Here is a 19735-nt window from a genome sequence, read left to right on the forward strand (position 1 = left end):
TCAAATTTGAAAGTAAGAACGATTTTGGTGTCACAACCAGAGCCAAAAGTAGAGAATTCTCCTTATTTTGATTTACAACAAAAGCATAAGGTAAAAATTGATTTTCGTTCTTTTATTCACGTAGAAGGCGTAAGTGCGAAGGACGTTAGAGCTCAAAAAATTGACCTAAACAATTTCACGGCTATTATCCTAACAAGTAAAAATGCAGTAGATCACTTTTTTAGAGTGGCCGAAGAAATGCGCTACAAAGTACCAGAAGATTTAAGGTATTTTTGCCAATCAGAAGCTATTGCTTTTTATTTACAGAAGTATGTTGTTTACAGAAAGCGTAAAATTTATGTTGGTCAAAAAGATTTTGCAGATATGTCAACGCTTTTCAAGAAATATAAAGATGAAAAGTTTTTGTTACCAGCTTCTGATCAATTAAATGCTGATGCGCCTGTAACTTTAAACAACTTAAAAATCAATTGGACGCAAGCCGTTTTTTATAAAACAGTAATGAGCGATTTATCTGATTTAGCAGATGTTTATTATGATGTTTTAGCGTTTTTTAGTCCAACAGGAATTAAATCATTGTTTAAAAACTTTCCAGATTTTAAACAAAATGATACAAGAATTGCAGTTTTTGGAAGCACCACTCAAAAAGAAGCTTTGGAACACGGATTAAGAATTGATATCCTTGCTCCAACACCAGAAACACCATCAATGACAATGGCTTTAGAACGTTATGTTGCCGAAGCTAATAAAGGAAAATAAATTTCAATAACACTATATAAAAACCCCAAATTCAGATGAATTTGGGGTTTTTTAATTTAAAAAAAACTCAACATTACTGCTGAGTTTTTTCGTTTGGTTTGATAAAGTTTGTTTGTTATTTTTATAATTGCGGTCCGGCATTGACTAAATTCTGCCCTTCAGCATTATCTGTATATTGAACGAAATTTTTAATAAATCTTCCTGCTAAATCAGTTGCTTTGGTTTCCCATTCAGAAACATCTGCATAAGTATCTCTTGGATCTAAAATCGCTGCATTAACATTATTTAATGAAGTTGGAACCACAAAATTAAATGTTGGAATAATCTTAGTTTCTGCATTTTCAATTGAACCATCTAATATAGCATCAATAATAGCGCGAGTATCTTTAATAGAAATACGTTTTCCTGTTCCGTTCCAACCTGTATTCACCATATAAGCTGTTGCTTTGTGCTCTTCCATCTTTTTAACTAACTCTTCACCATATTTAGTTGGGTGAAGTGATAAAAATGCTTTTCCGAAACAAGCTGAAAAAGTTGGTTCTGGTTGTGTCACACCTCTTTCAGTGCCAGCCAATTTAGCTGTAAACCCAGATAAGAAATAATATTTAGTTTGCTCTGGAGTTAATTTAGAAACTGGAGGCATCACACCAAAAGCATCTGCAGTCAAGAAAATTACCTTGGTTGCGTGTCCTGCTTTTGAAACTGGTTTTACAATATTCTGAATGTGATCAATCGGATAAGAAACACGAGTATTTTGAGTAACAGAACCATCTTTAAAGTCGATTATTCCATCTGCATCAACCGTAACATTTTCAAGTAAAGCGTCTCTTTTTATTGCTCCAAAAATATCAGGTTCGTTTTCTGCACTCAAATCAATGGTTTTTGCATAACAACCGCCTTCAAAATTGAAAACGCCGTCATTATCCCAACCGTGTTCATCGTCTCCAATCAACTCACGTTTTGGATCAGTTGATAATGTTGTTTTTCCTGTTCCAGACAAGCCGAAGAAAACAGCTACATCACCATCTTTTCCTTTGTTTGCAGAACAATGCATCGAAGCTATTCCTTGTAATGGCAAGTAGTAATTCATCATCGAGAATAACCCTTTCTTCATTTCTCCTCCATACCAAGTTCCGCCAATTAATTGTATTTTTTCGGTAAGATTAAAAGCAACATAAACTTCTGAATTCAAATTGTGAGCTGCGAAATCTTTGAAACTTGTTTTAGAACCATTCATCACAATAAAATCTGGCTCACCAAAATTCTCAAGTTCTGCATCAGTCGGACGGATGAACATGTTTTTTACAAAATGAGCTTGCCAAGCAACTTCCATAATGAAACGCACTTTTAAACGGGTGTTTTCATTAGCACCACAAAATGCATCTACTACAAACAATCGTTTACCAGAAAGTTGTTCAACTGTAGTTTCTTTTAAGGCATTCCAAGTAGTTTGAGAAATGGGTTTGTTGTCGTTTACTGCTTTTTCAGAATTCCACCAAATAGTGTTTTCTGTGATGGCGTCTTTAACAATATATTTATCTTTAGGCGAACGACCTGTAAATTCTCCAGTCATTACATTAACAGCACCAAGTTCTGTAAGCTGTCCTTTTTCGTAGCCTACCAAATTAGAACTTAACTCTTCGTTATATAAAAATTCAAAAGAAGGATTGTATATAATTTCTTGTACATTTTTGATTCCATAGGCTTCCAACGAAATCGATTTCGTAAATTGGGCAGTATTCTCCATAAAATTGTATTGTGTTGCAATTATTAAATTGACTGCAAAGGTAAAAATTAATTATTACAACGTTGTAGTTTATTGAAATTTTATGATTTTTTCTTTAAAAATTGAAAAGTAAATAACGCCCAAGCTAGTATTAACAGCAATCCACCAATTGGTGTCACAAAACCGATGACTTTAAAATTAAACGCATTTAAACTATCGGTAGCTAATAAATAAATCGAACCCGAGAACATAATTATACCCAAAATTGTAAGTACTAAAATACTTTTTTTGGTCTTCAAACTTAAATGAGCATTCAATCCTAAAAATAATAAAAATAATGCGTGATACATTTGATATTTAACTCCAGTTTCAAAAGTATCTAATTGATCAACAGTCAATACTTTTTTTAACGCATGCGCTCCGAAAGCACCCAAAACAATTGCCGTCATTCCAAAAAAACCAGCTGCCGAAAATATTTTCTTATCCATAGTATTTATTCTTAGTAATATTTAACAAAAATATCAGTTATATGTGGAATGCTAAAGGATTTTTATGTTTTCCTTTTGATTTTAACAATTTTAAAATTTTATATTTGTACTCTAATTTATAACTATGAAAAAAATAACCTTTATAACGGCGATATTATTGATTTTCTGTTCTTTTAAAGCAGATACTAAGGCGGTTATTCCATCAGGTGAACGACTAGTTTATTCTGGATCTTACAACATGAGTGGATTGATGACACAATTGGCTCAGGTAACAATGTCTACCGATACAGAAACTACTTCTAAAAACAGTTACTTGCATTTAAATTGTGAATTAGCAACGTTTAGCAAATGGGATAAGTTTTTTAGAATTCGTGATATTTATGAATCTTATGTAAATCCGTCAACATTAAAACCTAGTTTATATAAAAGAAGTATTGACGAAGGTGGATATACCAAAAAAGAAAAGTACGTTTTCAAAGGTAATTCTGTAACTAGCACTGCAAAAAAAAGAAACAAACCTGAAACTACAAGAACATTCAACATTGGAAGTTCTACTCAAGACGTTATCTCGCTTCTTTACAAAGTAAGAACTATCGATTTTTCTAAAATGACATCGGGACAAACCAAGTCTTTCATTATTGTTTTTGACGAAAAAGAAATTCCAGTAACCTTAAAATATATGGGAACTGAAACTGTAAAAGCAGGAAATCTTGGCGATAAATCGTGCTATAAATTATCTATCGGAGCAAAAACAGACGCTTTAAAAGGCAAAGATAAAAACTTAATCTGGTTGACTGCCGATGCTAAAAAAGTTCCAGCATTAATGAAATTTAGTATTCCTGTTGGTACAGGTCAATTGGCTTTAACTTCAGCAACTGGTATTTAAAAAGTAAAAAGAATTTAGAAAAAAACAATTACAATCTAAGAAAAATATGAGAAAGACGTTATTAATTTTATCGATACTATTTGTAGTACTTAGTGTTGTTTTCTCCATATTACCATTAGACACGTTAGCATTCTTACCAATCGGAATCGGATTAATTTTGTTATTTCTAACGTTTCAAAAATCAGAAGTACCTCAACGTAAAACGGTTAAAATTTTATTTGCCATAACGTACATTTGTGGGTTAGTTGTTCTCGGAAAAACGTTTCTTATAAAAGATGAAATCGCAACCGACCAGAAATTTGAACAACAAAAAATTGAAACCAAACAAGAGGCAAAACAAGAACTCGAAGACCTTGAAAAAGATCTAGAAGGCTTAGAATAATAATCATAAATACACTGCAATAATTCCAAATTCCAATTAATAATGTTGGTATTTGGAATTTTTTATTGGAATTTCTTTAGTTTTGTATCCAATTACAAACAAACCATGAGAAACATTCTTATCATCGGCGCAGGTCGTTCGGCTTCTTCTTTAATTCAATACCTTCTAAATAAATCAGAGCAAGAAAATCTTCATTTAACTATAGGTGATTTGTCGCTTGAATTGGCTCAAAGAAAAACAAACAACCACAAAAATGCAACTGCAATTCAGCTCGATATTCATAACGAAAATCAACGTCATACCGAAATCCAAAAAGCAGATATTGTCATTTCAATGTTGCCTGCACACATGCATATTGAGGTTGCAAAAGATTGTATCACCTTTAAAAAACACATGGTTACAGCATCTTACGTTTCTGATGCTATGCAAAATCTAAATGAAGCTGCCGTAGAAAACGGTTTGATTTTTATGAATGAAATCGGACTTGATCCAGGAATTGATCACATGAGCGCAATGAAAGTCATTGATGAAATTCGTGAAAAAGGCGGAAAAATGATTTTATTTGAATCGTTTTGTGGCGGATTGGTTGCTCCTGAATCTGACAATAATCTTTGGAATTATAAATTTACTTGGGCACCAAGAAATGTGGTTTTGGCCGGACAAGGTGGCGCAGCAAAATTCATTCAAGAAGGAAAATACAAATACATTCCGTATAACAAATTATTTCGTAGAACCGAATTTTTATTGGTTGAAGGTTATGGTAAATTCGAAGGTTATGCCAATCGTGATTCGCTAAAATACCGAAGCGTTTATGGTTTAGACGACGTTCTAACGCTTTATCGCGGAACGATAAGAAGAGTTGGTTTTTCAAAAGCGTGGAATATGTTTGTACAACTCGGAATGACCGATGACACTTATGTAATGGAAAATTCTGAAACTATGAGTTTCCGCGAATTTACTAATTCTTTTTTACCTTATCATCCCACAGATTCTGTTGAGATTAAAATGCGTTTGGCCTTAAACATCGAGCAAGACGATATTATGTGGGACAAACTTCTAGATTTAGATTTATTCAATCCGAACAAGATTGTTGGGATGAAGAATGCAACTCCTGCACAGATTTTAGAACGAATTTTAAACGACAGTTGGACTTTGCAACCTGACGACAAAGACATGATTGTAATGTACCACAAATTTGGGTACGAACTCAACGGTAAAGAACAACAAATTGATTCTAAAATGGTTTGCATTGGCGATGACCAAACCTATACAGCGATGGCTAAAACGGTAGGTTTACCAGTCGCAATGGCTACTTTGCAGATATTGAACGGAAACATAAAAACTCCTGGTGTTCAACTTCCCATCAAAAAAGAAGTTTATGAACCAATTTTAAAAGAATTAGAAGAATTCGGAGTGATTTTTAAAGAAACAGTTGCTCCTTATATTGGTTACAATCCTGACAAATTAGCGGTTTCTGTTTAATACTTATTTGATTTTAAAACAATATAGCTATTTTTGCTTTAAAATTACAAGCAATGAAAATCAATCAACTTCAAATTGAAATAGACGGAATCGATAAAGAAATTCTTCGCTTTTTGATGGATGATGCTCGAAAACCTATTTTGCAAATAGCAAATAAAATTGGAATTTCTGGAGCAGCCATTCACCAACGTTTAAAAAAATTAGAAGATGCTGGCGTCATTTCGGGTTCGAAATTTATTGTAAACAACAAAGTTCTTGGTTATAAAACTATGGCGTTTATTGGTGTTTATCTTGAAAAAGCAGCGTCAAATGCGGAAGCTGTAAAAGAATTAAAAAAAATTCCTGAAGTTTTAGAATGCCATTATACCACCGGAAATTGGAGCATTTTAATTAAAATCATTTGTCGTGACAACGAACATTTAATGCAACTTTTGAACAAAAAAATCCAACCTATTGATGGTGTTTCTCGAACAGAAACGTTCATTTCATTAGAACAACAAATAGAACGACAAATACAATTGTAGGACTTAAAATAAAAAAAATGAACCTCAACAAATTTTCAAAAGAAAACATTACGATCGCATTTTATACCATTTATATATTACTTGCTGGAATATGTTATGAACTTTTTCCAGGCGATGCTAAAACTCCAAATATTGGTGTATTATTATTTTATGTGCTGATACCAATAAGTTTAATTTATTTTATGGTTCATCTTACAAAACAATTGTATGGCGGAAAAGGCTACGTAAAATGTTTAGTTATTCACGGAGTAGTTTGGGTTTCCATTTTGGTAATACTCTCTTCCTTTATAAAATAAAAAAATCCGTCGGTTGACGGATTTTTAGTTTATGTTATTTTTATTATTCTCTGCGACCTAAAACTTGGAAAGCCCAATATAATAGTGATGCTAATGCGCCAAGTGCCGCCACAACATAAGTTCTTGCGGCCCATTTCAAAGCATCTTCTGAACCTGCGTATTCTTCTTGACTCAACATGTTTTTGTTTTTTAACCACGCTAGAGCACGATTACTTGCATCATATTCAACTGGCAAAGTAATAAAACTAAATGCCGTTGCAATCGCCATTAAAACTAATCCAGCTACTGCTATGTAAAGACCAAGCGAAGTTCCTTTAGAGGCAATTCCTAGAATCAATCCACCCATAATCAACCATTGCGATAAAGTCGAAGAAACATTTACAACAGGCACCATTTGAGAACGCATCGTTAACCAAGAATAAGCTTGTGCGTGTTGCACCGCGTGACCACATTCGTGCGCAGCAACTGCAGCAGCAGCAGCATTTCGTTGATTATAAACTCCTTCCGAAAGGTTTACCGTTTTGTTAGCAGGATTGTAATGATCCGTCAACATACCTGGAGTTGAGATTACTTTTACATCGCGAATTCCGTGATCGGCTAGCATTTTTTCTGCAATTTCGGCGCCGCTCATTCCATTACGTAAACTAATTTTTGAATATTGCTCAAATTTACTTTTCAGTTTTGAACTTACTATCCAACTAAATAAAGCTATAACTCCTATTATTAAAAAATACATAATTATTAAAATTTAAATTAAATAATAAATATCAAATTACACGCCAAACTTTAAAAATGACAGTTTGACATTAGCTTATTTGCAAATAGTTACAAAGGCAATCAACTCACTTGATTCATAATATGTAAACGAAACATTGACGATTTCATATCCTTCCTCTGATTTTGAATTCAAAAAATCTTCTACTTGTTGCGTCAGCTCTTTTTTCATACTTGAAAAACCAGATTTTTTACTCAATATGTGAATTTCGTGTTTTTTACTCATTTTAATGTACTTTACGGTTTTAAGGAACTAAATTCAAAATTATTGTTTCTTATTTATACGTAAAAAATCAAAAATGTTACAAAAAGACTACAACAATGTGATTCCGAAGACAAATCGGTTATTACCTTGCTCTTTTACTGTATTATTCACACTTGCATAATCCGACTTCCATTTTCCGTTAGTAATTGCGAATTCATAACCTGCATTTAAACGAAGTTTGGTTGATTTATTTTTAAAAAGATATAACGAAGCCGAAGGTCCAAAGTAAACCATACTGTTTTTAAGCGAAACATTTCCGACATTGTTTACTGGCGTCAAATCGTTTAAATCAAATGCATTATTTTTAGCATAAATATTTAATTCGCCTTGAGTATTTGACAAATTCAATCCAGTGGTGAAAGCAATTTTTTCTTTATTGATTACGTTGTAATGCACTCTTAATCGTGTTGTAAAACCAATATATCTGTTTTCATTACCAGCATTATCGTTTTTAGAATTCAAAAAACCAAAATCAAGATCTCCCGAAAATTTTTTGTCAAATAAAGTCATTCCGATAAATAATTCGGGCGTAAAACTATTAACCTCGGGCAAACCTGCCGCACGTAACTTTTTATCAATAGCCAACTCATCGTGGACTTGAGCATTTAGTCCGTAAGTGAAATAAAATTTTGGCTTCTCTTTAGTCGTGGTTGACGTTGTTTCTTGAGCAAAAGTTACACTAACAAACAGTAATGCCAGCAAAATCTTAAAATTTTTCATACGTTATTTGTTTAAGTTATTCTTATCAAAACTACAAATCGGATTTAGGATGTAATTGCTTTTTAACTTTAAATTATAAATCATCTAACGTTTATTGTTTTGAAAATAAAAACAATAGCTATAAAAAACAGCAAATTCGCAAATTTCAATAAAGTTATTTGCGAATTTGCGGTAAATAATAATTGAAAAAATTATCCCACCAAATTGATGATTTTTCCCGGAACGATGATTACTTTATTAGGAGTTTTTCCGTCTAATTGTTTTATCGTTCTTTCGTCGGCCATTACAATTTCTTGAATTTGCGGAACGGTTAAATCTAAAGGTAGTTTAATAGTAAAACGCATTTTGCCATTAAATGAAACCGGATATTCTTTTTCAGATTCTACTAAATATTTTTCTTCACATATTGGGAAAGCCACAGTTGAAACCGAACCTTCATTACCTAATTGATTCCATAATTCTTCGGCAATATGTGGTGCATATGGTGAAACCAAAATCGCTAATGGTTCTAGAATCGCTCTGTGATGGCATTTCATTTGTGCCAATTCGTTTACACAAATCATGAACTGTGAAACCGAAGTATTGAACGAGAAATTCTCGATATCTTCAGTAACTTTCTTAATGGTTTTATGTAATGACTTGTACATTTCTGCCGTAGGTTCATCGTTAGTTACATTCAAACCAGTATTTTCATCAAAATACAAACGCCATAACTTCTTCAAGAAACCTGAAACTCCTGTAATTCCAGCAGTATTCCAAGGTTTTGCTTGCTCTAACGGACCCAAAAACATTTCATACAAACGCAAAGTATCCGCGCCATAATCAGTACAAATATCATCTGGATTGACAACGTTGTATTTGGATTTTGACATTTTTTCTACCTCACGACCAACAATGTATTTTCCATCTTCTAAAATGAATTCTGCATCTTTATAATCAGAATATAGTGGATGGTTTTTAAATGCTTCAATGTTTAATTCATTGGTAATATCATTTATCACTGATAAATCAACGTGGATAGGAGTAAAATCAAATTTCACACTAACACCACAACTTTCTAAATTTGATATTTTATTAGTTATTAAAACCTCAAACTTCTTTTCAATTTCTGAAATTCTTTGATTTATTTCATCTGTAACATTTCCTCTTTCGATACTTTCTTTAATGCCCTTAGAAAAAAGAATTGGATTTTCATTTATTAATTTTTTAAATAGTTCAGTCATCTCATTAGTTGAGTTGTCTTGTTCAACCCAAGTTACGTCAAAATAAGCTCTATAAACAAACGCACTCATTCCCAAAATCATTCCTTGATTGATCAATTTTTTGAATGGTTCTTCTGTTGGAGCGTAACCTTTGTCTTTTAGAAATTTGTTCCAAAAACGAGAATATAATAAATGTCCGGTTGCGTGTTCGCTTCCGCCAATATATAAATCTACGTTTTCCCAATATTTTAGTGCTTCGGCTGAGGCAAATTCGTTTTCATTGTGCGCATCCATATAACGCATCCAATACCAAGAACTTCCTGCCCAACCTGGCATCGTGTTCAATTCTAAAGGAAAAATTTTAACGTTATCTATCAACTGATTACTAACTACTGAACACTGCTCGCTATCCCAAGCCCATGTTGTTGCGTTTCCTAGCGGTGGTTGTCCGTCTTCGGTTGGCAAATATTTCTCCACTTCTGGCAAAACAATTGGTAAATGTTTGGCATCAATCATCTGTGGCAATCCGTTCACATAATACACCGGAAATGGTTCACCCCAATATCTTTGACGAGAAAAAACAGCATCGCGCAAACGGTAATTGGTTTTGCCTTTACCTTGATGGATTTTCTCTAGCTCTTCGATACTTTTTTTCGTTCCTTCTTTGTAACCCAATCCGTTTAAGAAATCTGAATTTACTAATTCGAAACCACCTTTTTCTCCATAAGCCGCTTCAGAAATATCTTGATTGAAAATATTTTTGATTTCGGGCATTCCGTTTTGACCTTTAAAGAAATTTGCGAAAGCATAATCACGTTCGTCACCACACGGAACTGCCATAACTGCACCTGTTCCATAACCAGCCAAAACGTAATCGCCAATCCAAACCGGAATTGGTTCTTTTGTAAACGGATGTTCGGCAAACGCACCAGTGAAAACTCCTGAAATGGTTTTTACGTCGGCCATTCGTTCTCTTTCAGAACGTTTAGCAGTTGCATCAACATAAGCTTCAACCGCCGCTTTTTGTTCTGGAGTTGTGATTTCTGAAACCAATTCATGTTCTGGAGCCAAAGTCATAAACGTAACTCCAAAAATAGTATCAGGTCTTGTTGTGAAAACTGAAATTAATTTATCTGAATCTTTCAATTTGAAATCTACCGAAGCTCCAACCGATTTTCCAATCCAATTTCGTTGTGATTCTTTTATCGATTCACTCCAATCTATAGTTTCTAAACCTTGCAATAATCGTTCGGCATAAGCAGAAATTCGCATCGACCATTGTGTCATTTTTTTACGAATAACCGGATGACCACCACGTTCTGAAACTCCGTTAACAATTTCGTCGTTGGCCAAAACGGTTCCTAAAGCCGGACACCAATTTACTTCGGTTTCTGCTAAGTAGGTTAATCTATATTTTAAAAGAATTTTTTGCTTTTCCTCATCTGTATAAAACTTCCAATCTGACGGAAAAAATATTTCAACATTATCATCGCAAACTGCTTGTACCGTTGAATTTCCTGCCATTTCAAAAATGGTTATTAAGGTTGAAATGTGTTCGGCTTGATCGGTTTTTTTATTGTACCAAGAATTGAACAACTGAATGAAAATCCATTGCGTATGCTTGTAATAATCTGGATTAGATGTGCGCACTTCTCTACTCCAATCAAATGAAAATCCGATTTTATCTAGTTGTTCACGGTAACGTGTAATATTCTCACGAGTAGTTTTTTCAGGATGTTGTCCTGTTTGAATCGCATATTGTTCGGCAGGCAAACCAAACGAATCATATCCTTGCGGATGCAAAACATTAAAACCTTTGTGACGTTTAAATCGAGCCACAATATCGGAAGCAATGTATCCTAATGGATGACCAACATGCAAACCTGCACCTGATGGATAAGGAAACATATCCAAAACATAATATTTTGGTTTAACTACGTTCAGTTCGGCTTCGCCTCGGGTTTCGCTGTTATTAGATGCAGCAAAAGTTTGATGATCTGCCCAATATTTTTGCCATTTGGCTTCTACTTTTTCGTGATGGTATTTCATATGTTAAGATTCTGAATCGTTGCGATTGTGATTGACTTAGTTTTGTTTTAATTAATTACAAAATTTTGGTTATCGAAACCCAATAACTTGTAAGAATTTACTTTGATAAAAATTTAGGCTAAAACCTTGAAAGTTAATCGAAAGTTAATGTTTACGCTAATTGGTCACAAATTTACATTTATTGTACTAAACTCAAAACTTTAAACGTTATAAACTATGAATAAACAAATTCTTTATTATTTTTACGGCTTAAAATACAATATATGTCATCAAATTTCGATAAATTCCAAAAAAGAAGAGTAATTACATCCTATGTTTCGGTTGTGATGAGTGTATTCTTAGTTCTTTTTTTGTTAGGAATGTTAGGTCTTTTTATCATCAACTCCAAACGCTTATCTGATAATTTTAAGGAAGATATTGTAATGACTGTTTTCTTTAAAAATGAAGCTAACGATACCATTTTCAAGCAATTTGAAGCCGAAATGACCGCCGGAAAATTTGCTAAAGATTTTAAATATGTTTCTAAAGAAGAAGCTGCAAAACAACACAAAGAAGTGATTGGTGAAGATTTCATGCAGTTTTTAGGAGTTAATCCGTTGCAAAATTCCTATGATATTCACCTCAAAGCAGATTATGTAACCAATCCAGGTTTTTCTAAAGTTGAAAGTCAAATTCGTAAAAACCCGTTAGTTGCCGATGTTGTTTATGACAAACAATTGATTACTTTGGTTAACGATAATGTAAAAACCATTAGTATGTGGGTTTTAATTGTTAGTGGCGTTTTTGCTTTTATATCGGTTTTATTAATTAATAGTTCGATGCGACTTTCTATCTATGCCAATAGATTTATCATTAAAACGATGCAAATGGTTGGAGCAACCAAAGCCTTTATTAGAAAACCATTTGTAAAACGAAGCATTATTCTTGGTGTTATTGGCGCTATTCTAGCCGTTTTCGCATTGTTAGGTGTTCTTTTTTATGTTTCTAGTAATTATCCTGCTTTAGATATTTTTAAAGATATCGAACTAACCATTATAGTATTATTAGGTGTGTTAGTTCTTGGTGTGTTAATCACTTGGATCAGTACGCACTTTGCAACCCAACGTTTTTTAAACTTAAGAACCGACGATCTTTACTAATTTTAAACTCTCAGCATAAATGAAAAATAACGAACAAAAACCAGACTTTCTTTTTGATCAAATCAATTATAAATTTCTTTTGATAGGAATTGCAGTGATTGCAGTTGGATTTATTTTAATGGCTGGTGGCGGCAGTGATGATCCAAAAGTATTTAATGAAGCAGAGTTGTTTAGTTTTAGAAGAATTAGATTAGCACCAACAGTTGTTTTACTAGGATTTGGTGTAACCATTTATTCGATTTTTAAAAATCCTAAATCTAGTAAATAGTGAATGATAAATAGTGAATAGTTTTTTAATTCTATTCATTAATTACTTCTTGACTAGTCACTAATCGCTAATTACAAAAAAATGGATTTACTTCAAGCAATTCTTATTGCAATAGTAGAAGGATTAACAGAATATTTGCCGGTTTCTTCAACAGCTCATATGATTTTTACAAGCTCGTTCTTTGGTATTCAAGAGGACGATTTTGTAAAATTATTTCAAGTTTCAATTCAATTTGGAGCCATTCTCGCAGTTGTTGTTTTGTATTGGAAAAAGTTTTTTGACTTCAAAAAAATCAATTTCTATATCAAATTGGCTTGTGCCGTAATACCTGCTTTAATCTTAGGAAAAATATTTGATGATAAAATTGATGCCGTTTTAGGAAATCCGATTCCAATTGCCATCGTTTTAATTCTTGGCGGAATTGTTTTGCTATTTATTGACGGTCGATTTAACAGCCCAACTATTGCTAACGAAGAAGACATCACTATAAAAAAAGCGGTAACTATTGGTTTTTGGCAATGTTTAGCGATGATGCCAGGAACAAGTCGTTCGGCTGCATCAATAATTGGAGGAATGCAACAAGGATTAACAAGAGAAACCGCTGCCGAATTCTCTTTTTTTCTCGCAGTTCCAACGATGTTGGCTGTAACTACTTATTCTCTTTTCCTTAAAACTTATGAAGTTTCACAATTAAAAGGATACGAATTGTTAACACAATCAAGTGATAATTTAAAATTGTTTCTAATCGGAAATATTGTCGCCTTTGTTGTGGCCATAATTGCAATAAAATTCTTCATCGGAATCATTAAAAAATATGGCTTTAAACCTTGGGGTTATTACAGAATTATTGCTGGAATTATTTTATTGACTTATTTTTCTTTAAACAAATAAAATTTGAAAACAGCAGAAGATTTTCTTGAAGGTCAAGTTCTTTTAATTGATAAACCATTGACTTGGAGTTCTTTTCAGGCGGTGAATAAATTGAAATATCATTTAATAAGGAAATATGAACTTCCTAAAAAATTTAAAATCGGTCACGCCGGAACTTTAGATCCATTAGCAACCGGATTACTAATTATTTGCACCGGTAAATTCACCAAACGAATTACTGAAATTCAATCACAAACCAAAGAATATACTGGCACAATAACTGTTGGAGCAACTACTCCAAGTTATGATTTAGAAACAGCTGTTGATGCAACATTTCCTACGGAACATATTACAGAAGCTTTAGTACTTGAAACTACCAAACAATTTCTTGGTGAAATTGACCAAAAACCACCTGTTTTTTCGGCCATAAAAAAAGATGGAAAACGACTGTACGAAAGTGCTCGCGAAGGAATTGAAGTTGAAATTACCTCAAGAAAAACTACGATTTACGAATTTGAAATCACACGAATTGCACTTCCTGAAATTGACTTTAGAATTCAATGCAGCAAAGGCACTTATATTCGCTCTATAGCTTTTGATTTTGGTAGTGCATTACAATCTGGTGGCTATTTATCTAAATTACGTAGAACAAAAATTGGAGATTATTCAGTTGAAAACGGACATTCGCCCGAAGCATTAGACCTTTTTTAACTATGAAAAAGTTGTTCTTATTTATAGTATTTTTACTTCCATCTCTTTTGATAGCTCAAGTGAAAAAAGACAGTCTGCAAGTTTCAAAAAGTCATTTAGAATCTTATAACGAACAAGAAAAACCAAAAGCGTTATCAGATAATGGCCAATTTTTTATTTATGACTTTAGTATTCCTTTTCGTGGTAATGAAACTTATGGCGAAGTCGATGAAAACGGAAATCGCAGCGACTATTGGTTTCTACCCGACGGAATCGGAGCCAAATTTGGTTACGGAATTCATTTCAGCGAATGGATTGTATTTAGTTTAAACGCCGGATTTGACGTTGTTGCACAACAAAAGTTATTCAGCGTTCCTGTTTATGGTTCAATAGTTTTAACGCCTAGAATTTCAGACGAAAACTCCATTTTACTTCAATATGGTTATGGAAAATCTTTTGCGATAGGTCGAGGCAATCTCTCAGGATATTACAATAAGTTTCGAATAGGATTTGGAGATGATGACTTTCTACTTTTTGCTGATGTTAGTTTAAACGGTTTTGGTGTTCGCAATATTGAAAACACCGGAAGTTTCAGCTTAGGAATAGCAATTCCAACATATAAATAAAGACTTACAGCAACGCAATGATTTCCTTTTGAGTCGACATCCCTTTATCGTTCAAATACCATTTTTGCAATTCAATTTTAGCAGTTTCATCTACCATTCCGTGTAATGCTTTATAATCTAAAATGAGTTGTTTAGCGGCATTTGGTCGTGGTCCGAAAACATTAATAACCTCACTAGTTTCATTTTCCAAAATAATTAATTTAGGTATAGACTTTGTTCCATTGGTTAAAAACAAATTCATTAAATCTTCATTATCGTCACGTAACACAATTCTTAAATCTATTTTTTCTGAAACCGCTGCCATTTTGTTAATAATAGGAAGTATTTGCGCAGCGTCACCACACCAACTTTCTGAAAGTACCAACCAAGTGTATTGTTTGTTTAAATTATTTAAAACCAATTTTACTTCTTCAATCACCTCCATAGTTTTGTCTAATCTATTCATTCGCGTTTCGTTTAATTGCGTGTAATGAATTAAATCCTCGCGTTGTTCGTTTCCAGTAGTTTTATTTTGAGTTGCTAAATTCGAAACGTGTGCTCTATATTCTGGGTACGAAAAACTATTTTTTAGACTATTGGCTATAATTGATTTCATTTCTTTTTTTAAATTTATTCCACAAAATTAGTATTATTTTTACATACTAAATGTAACACAGATTACACTTGAAGTATCTAAACAAAAAACACCTATGGATTTACAATCAAAATCAATCGGATTAGCATTATCTGGTGGTGGTTCTAAAGGACTTGCACACGCAGGCGTTTTAAAATTTTTGGATGAACTAAATATAAAACCATCACAAATAGCCGGAAGCAGCGCTGGTGCCATCGTTGGTGCTTTATATTCTTGGGGTAAAACTCCCGAAGAAATTTTGAGTTTTTTTAAATCAATTTACTTTTTTCATTGGAAACATTTTACGCTAAAAAAAGCAGGCATCATAGATTCAGAATCGTTTATAAAATATTTTGAAGAAATTTTTAAAGACCATAAAATGTGTGATTTGAATATACCAATGCAAATTACCGCCACAGATATGGTCAAAGGAAAACTAAAAATTTTCAACAACAGTACCCGAATTGTTGATGCCGTTTTAGCCTCTTCAGCCGTTCCTGGCGTAATTTCACCTTATGAAGTTTATGGAAATTTGTACAGTGACGGTGGTATTTTAAATCATTTTCCGACCGATATTTTACACGGAAGATGTGATACAATTATTGGTGTATATGTAAGTCCGATTCAAAAGATCGAAGCTAAAGATTTAAACTCGATTAAATCAGTTACCACACGAGCATTTGATTTGCTTTCGGCAAATTCTAATTTCCAAAAGTTTAATCACTGCGACTGGGTTATTGAACCTGAAGAATTGGTCCACTTCAGTACCTTTGAAACGAGTAAAATTAAAATGGATGCCATTTTTGAAATTGGATATCAAGCAGCAAAAAAATCATTTGAACAATTGACTGTATAATTTTTAAATTACTATTTCACAAAATCATATATTAACTATATTTGCACAAGAATTACACAACTAAAAACAATAATAAGAATCTTAAAAAGATGAGATTCTGAAATAAATTCAGAATAAATGAAATACAAAAGAATACTTCTAAAACTGAGTGGCGAAGCATTAATGGGCGAAAGACAATATGGAATTGACCCTAAGATTTTGGCCGAATATGCAGAAGAAATCAAACAAATTCACGACAAAGGAGTAGAAATTGCTATTGTTATTGGTGGCGGAAATATCTTTAGAGGTGTTGCTGGAGCAAGTAACGGAATGGACCGAGTGCAAGGTGATTATATGGGAATGTTAGCAACTGTTATTAACGGAATGGCTCTTCAAGGCGCACTAGAAGATAAAGGAATGTTAACTCGTTTACAAACAGCACTAAAAATTGAAGCTATTGCTGAACCTTATATCAAAAGAAGAGCAGTACGTCATCTAGAAAAAGGAAGAATTGTAATCTTTGGAGCAGGAACAGGAAATCCGTATTTCACAACAGACACTGCGGCTGTTTTGCGTGGTGTTGAAGTACACGCCGATGTGATTTTAAAAGGAACTAGAGTTGATGGAGTTTACACAGCCGATCCTGAAAAAGATAAAACGGCAGTAAAATTTGATTACATCTCTTTTGATGACGTTCTTAAAAAAGGGTTGAACGTAATGGACACAACAGCTTTTACTTTAAGCCAAGAAAACAAATTACCAATCGTGGTATTTGATATGAACAAAAAGGGAAACCTACTAAAAATCTGTGAAGGCGAAAGTGTTGGAACAGTAGTGAATATATAATTAAAAAACTTTTAGAATAAAATCTGAAATACAATGGAAGAAATTGACTTTATAATTGATGAAGCTAAAGAAGCGATGAACGGTTCGGTAGCACACTTAGAAAAATCTTTTTTAAATATTCGTGCCGGAAAAGCATCACCACAAATGCTAGGAAGTGTTTTTGTTGAGTACTATGGTTCACAAACACCACTTTCGCAAATTGCAAATGTGAATGTTCCTGATGCAAGAACTATTACAATTCAACCTTATGAAAAAAACATGTTACAACCTATTGAGAAGGCAATTATGATTGCTAATTTAGGTTTTAACCCAATGAATAATGGTGATTTAATCATTATCAGTGTTCCACCACTTACAGAAGAACGTCGTCGTGATTTAGTAAAACAAGCCAAAGCCGAAGCTGAGGATGCTAAAATTGGAATTCGTAACCATAGAAAAGATGCCAATTCCGACATCAAAAAACAAGAAAAAGAAGGTGTTTCTGAAGATGTTTGTAAAGTAGCTGAAGAAACTATTCAAAAGCTAACCGACAGTTTCATTAAAAAAGTAGAAGAGCATTTGGTTCAAAAAGAAGCTGAAATAATGAAAGTATAATTTTCGTTAAATGTATATTAAAATCCGTTCGATAGTTCGAGCGGATTTTTTTATTTTTAAAAATCACGTAAAACTACTTAGTGATAATTATAAAAATTTTAATATCTTCGAAAACTAGCAACTACAACCTCTTTCAACAAAAACTAATAAATGAGTAATCATGAAAAAAAATCTTTTTTTATTGATAGCCTTTTTAACTACTTTAAATAATTACGGACAATGTTTTACTAAAGCAAATGCTGGCGCATTTAATGGAGTAGCTATAAAACCTAATGGCACAATTTGGGGTTGGGGTAATGGTAGTAATGGCCAACTAAATAATGGTACTAATTTTGACGAATATGAACCAATACAATTAGCCACAACAGCAGATTGGAGTTATATCTCAAATGGTAATGGAAATACTTTTGCTATAAAAACAAATGGAACATTATGGGCAACAGGTTATAATGTTTATGGAAGTTTAGGAATAGGAACTACTGCTCTTGGCTCAGATGTGTTTGTCCAAGTTGGTACTGCCACCAATTGGAAAGAAATTGCTGGCAGTACTTCACAAACTATAGGTATTAGAGCCGACAATACCATTTGGGGTTGGGGCCAAAATGATTTTTATCAAACTGGTATTGGCACGTGTTGTGCTAATGTATTAAGTCCAGTACAAATAGGTACGGCCACCGACTGGAAAATGGTTGCTGTTTCAAAAGTTAGTTCTAGTTTTGCTTTAAAAAATAACGGCACACTTTGGGCTTGGGGTCAGAATATCTGTTTTATGTTAGGAGATAGTTCGGTATCGGTTTGGCAAACACCAACACAACGATTTCCTGATACCGACTGGAAAACTATAAACGCAGGTTTTGGACATATGCTAGCTTTGAAAACAAATGGTACACTTTGGGCTTGGGGTTGCGGAGGTGAAGGTGAAAGAGGTATTGATCCTAATTCTTCTTATGCCGGTTCAGTCCCAAATCAAATTGCTGGTAACTGGAAGGAAATTACTGGTGGTGATCAGTTCACATTAGGCATCAAAACCGATGGTACTTTGTGGGCTTGGGGTAAAAATGATTATGGTCAGTTGGGTAATGGTTCAACAACCAATACTTTTACACCTACCCAAATTGGCACAGATAGTAATTGGGCAACGGTTTCTGCTGGTCGTTACCACGTTGTAGCAATGAAAACAAATGGTGGTGTTTACACTTGGGGTGATAATACTTATGCTCAATTGGGTAATGGTACAGCTACTTCTACAACTTCACCAGGTTTATTAAACATAGCTGGATGTACCTTAGCAAATAATGAGTATAAAACAATACAAAATAATGTAGTACTAAGCCCAAATCCAACAAGTTCAGAAGTAAGAATACGTTATCAAGGTACAATTAACGTCAACACTATTATTATTTATGACATAACTGGTAGAGTTGTACATAAAGAACAACCTCTTGAAGCAACAAATTTTTCTGCAATTCTAAATATTTCATCACTAGAAAAAGGCACTTATGTAGTTGTTTTAAAAAACAATGAAAGTGCAGTTGTTAGTAAAAAATTGGTGAAGGAGTAATTTTCGTTAAATGTATATTAAAATCCGTTCGATAGTTCGAGCGGATTTTTTTATTCCTACATTTGTCACTATTCGTTTAAACGATTGAAACAAAATCAACTTAATGAGAAATTTTTGCATTTTTTGGCTGCTTCTTTTTTGCA

22 protein-coding genes are annotated in these 19735 nt (G+C 33.3%); 15 read left to right on the forward strand and 7 right to left on the reverse strand.

Going from position 1 to position 19735, the window contains the following annotated elements; translation table 11 throughout:
* Positions 1–6: 6 nt before the first annotated feature.
* On the forward strand, positions 7–756 hold the full coding sequence (locus tag Q0050_RS01135; protein WP_298391869.1) for a uroporphyrinogen-III synthase: 750 nt from the start codon (positions 7–9) through the stop codon (positions 754–756).
* A gap of 121 nt (positions 757–877) precedes the next feature.
* Here Q0050_RS01135 and pckA read toward each other — a convergent pair whose 3' ends face one another.
* Complete coding sequence (gene pckA / locus Q0050_RS01140; protein WP_298391822.1) at positions 878–2503, reverse strand: phosphoenolpyruvate carboxykinase (ATP); 1626 nt, start codon at positions 2501–2503, stop codon at positions 878–880.
* Positions 2504–2583: 80 nt separating this feature from the next.
* Positions 2584–2970 (reverse strand): DUF423 domain-containing protein, encoded by a 387-nt coding sequence (locus tag Q0050_RS01145; RefSeq protein ID WP_298391824.1) that lies wholly within the window; start codon positions 2968–2970, stop codon positions 2584–2586.
* Between the two features lie 124 nt (positions 2971–3094).
* Here Q0050_RS01145 and Q0050_RS01150 point away from each other — a divergent pair, with 124 nt between their 5' ends.
* The 5 genes from Q0050_RS01150 to Q0050_RS01170 all read left to right on the forward strand — a co-directional run bounded on the left by Q0050_RS01150 (position 3095) and on the right by Q0050_RS01170 (position 6540).
* A complete protein-coding gene (locus tag Q0050_RS01150; protein WP_298391826.1) occupies positions 3095–3856 on the forward strand; it encodes a DUF3108 domain-containing protein in 762 nt (253 codons plus the stop codon).
* 46 nt (positions 3857–3902) lie between these two features.
* Positions 3903–4238: a hypothetical protein gene (locus Q0050_RS01155; protein ID WP_298391828.1), complete on the forward strand. Its 336-nt coding sequence runs from the start codon at positions 3903–3905 to the stop codon at positions 4236–4238.
* A gap of 105 nt (positions 4239–4343) precedes the next feature.
* The gene (locus Q0050_RS01160) at positions 4344–5720 is read left to right on the forward strand and encodes a saccharopine dehydrogenase C-terminal domain-containing protein (protein ID WP_298391830.1); all 1377 of its coding nucleotides are present in this window, start codon (positions 4344–4346) and stop codon (positions 5718–5720) included.
* A gap of 53 nt (positions 5721–5773) precedes the next feature.
* Complete coding sequence (locus Q0050_RS01165; RefSeq protein WP_298391831.1) at positions 5774–6244, forward strand: Lrp/AsnC ligand binding domain-containing protein; 471 nt, start codon at positions 5774–5776, stop codon at positions 6242–6244.
* 17 nt (positions 6245–6261) lie between these two features.
* Entirely contained in the window at positions 6262–6540 is a 279-nt protein-coding gene (locus Q0050_RS01170) for a hypothetical protein (protein ID WP_298391833.1), read from the forward strand.
* A 43-nt stretch (positions 6541–6583) separates the two neighbouring features.
* Here the strand turns inward: Q0050_RS01170 and Q0050_RS01175 are convergent, their stop codons facing one another.
* From Q0050_RS01175 to Q0050_RS01190, 4 genes are all read right to left on the reverse strand, one after another.
* Entirely contained in the window at positions 6584–7282 is a 699-nt protein-coding gene (locus Q0050_RS01175; RefSeq protein ID WP_298391871.1) for a zinc metallopeptidase, read from the reverse strand.
* Between the two features lie 69 nt (positions 7283–7351).
* Positions 7352–7540, reverse strand: a complete 189-nt coding sequence (locus Q0050_RS01180) for a hypothetical protein (protein WP_298391835.1) — start codon at positions 7538–7540, stop codon at positions 7352–7354.
* An 87-nt stretch (positions 7541–7627) separates the two neighbouring features.
* Positions 7628–8299, reverse strand: coding sequence for a hypothetical protein (locus tag Q0050_RS01185; protein ID WP_298391837.1), 672 nt, complete (start codon positions 8297–8299; stop codon positions 7628–7630).
* A gap of 191 nt (positions 8300–8490) precedes the next feature.
* Positions 8491–11550, reverse strand: a complete 3060-nt coding sequence (locus tag Q0050_RS01190) for a leucine--tRNA ligase (protein WP_298391839.1) — start codon at positions 11548–11550, stop codon at positions 8491–8493.
* Positions 11551–11813: 263 nt separating this feature from the next.
* On the opposite strand from Q0050_RS01190, the gene Q0050_RS01195 reads away from it, so the two are divergent.
* From Q0050_RS01195 to Q0050_RS01215, 5 genes are all read left to right on the forward strand, one after another.
* Entirely contained in the window at positions 11814–12689 is an 876-nt protein-coding gene (locus Q0050_RS01195; protein WP_298391841.1) for an ABC transporter permease, read from the forward strand.
* Between the two features lie 19 nt (positions 12690–12708).
* A complete protein-coding gene (locus Q0050_RS01200; RefSeq protein ID WP_298391843.1) occupies positions 12709–12957 on the forward strand; it encodes a DUF3098 domain-containing protein in 249 nt (82 codons plus the stop codon).
* An 81-nt stretch (positions 12958–13038) separates the two neighbouring features.
* Positions 13039–13848, forward strand: a complete 810-nt coding sequence (locus Q0050_RS01205) for an undecaprenyl-diphosphate phosphatase (protein WP_298391845.1) — start codon at positions 13039–13041, stop codon at positions 13846–13848.
* Positions 13849–13851: 3 nt separating this feature from the next.
* Positions 13852–14538, forward strand: a complete 687-nt coding sequence (gene truB, locus Q0050_RS01210) for a tRNA pseudouridine(55) synthase TruB (protein WP_298391847.1) — start codon at positions 13852–13854, stop codon at positions 14536–14538.
* 2 nt (positions 14539–14540) lie between these two features.
* A complete protein-coding gene (locus Q0050_RS01215) occupies positions 14541–15143 on the forward strand; it encodes a hypothetical protein (RefSeq protein ID WP_298391849.1) in 603 nt (200 codons plus the stop codon).
* Between the two features lie 4 nt (positions 15144–15147).
* Here Q0050_RS01215 and Q0050_RS01220 read toward each other — a convergent pair whose 3' ends face one another.
* Positions 15148–15738, reverse strand: a complete 591-nt coding sequence (locus Q0050_RS01220) for a thioredoxin family protein (RefSeq protein ID WP_298391850.1) — start codon at positions 15736–15738, stop codon at positions 15148–15150.
* A gap of 94 nt (positions 15739–15832) precedes the next feature.
* Between Q0050_RS01220 and Q0050_RS01225 the strand changes: the two genes are divergently transcribed.
* The 4 genes from Q0050_RS01225 to Q0050_RS01240 all read left to right on the forward strand — a co-directional run bounded on the left by Q0050_RS01225 (position 15833) and on the right by Q0050_RS01240 (position 19592).
* On the forward strand, positions 15833–16612 hold the full coding sequence (locus tag Q0050_RS01225; protein WP_298391852.1) for a patatin-like phospholipase family protein: 780 nt from the start codon (positions 15833–15835) through the stop codon (positions 16610–16612).
* Between the two features lie 117 nt (positions 16613–16729).
* Positions 16730–17437: a UMP kinase gene (pyrH, locus tag Q0050_RS01230; RefSeq protein ID WP_298391854.1), complete on the forward strand. Its 708-nt coding sequence runs from the start codon at positions 16730–16732 to the stop codon at positions 17435–17437.
* A gap of 33 nt (positions 17438–17470) precedes the next feature.
* Entirely contained in the window at positions 17471–18031 is a 561-nt protein-coding gene (frr, locus tag Q0050_RS01235) for a ribosome recycling factor (protein WP_298391856.1), read from the forward strand.
* A gap of 160 nt (positions 18032–18191) precedes the next feature.
* Entirely contained in the window at positions 18192–19592 is a 1401-nt protein-coding gene (locus tag Q0050_RS01240) for a T9SS type A sorting domain-containing protein (protein WP_298391858.1), read from the forward strand.
* Positions 19593–19735 lie beyond the last annotated feature (143 nt).

Origin of the sequence: Flavobacterium sp. (assembly GCF_027483985.1) — a bacterium.
Classification (GTDB): domain Bacteria; phylum Bacteroidota; class Bacteroidia; order Flavobacteriales; family Flavobacteriaceae; genus Flavobacterium.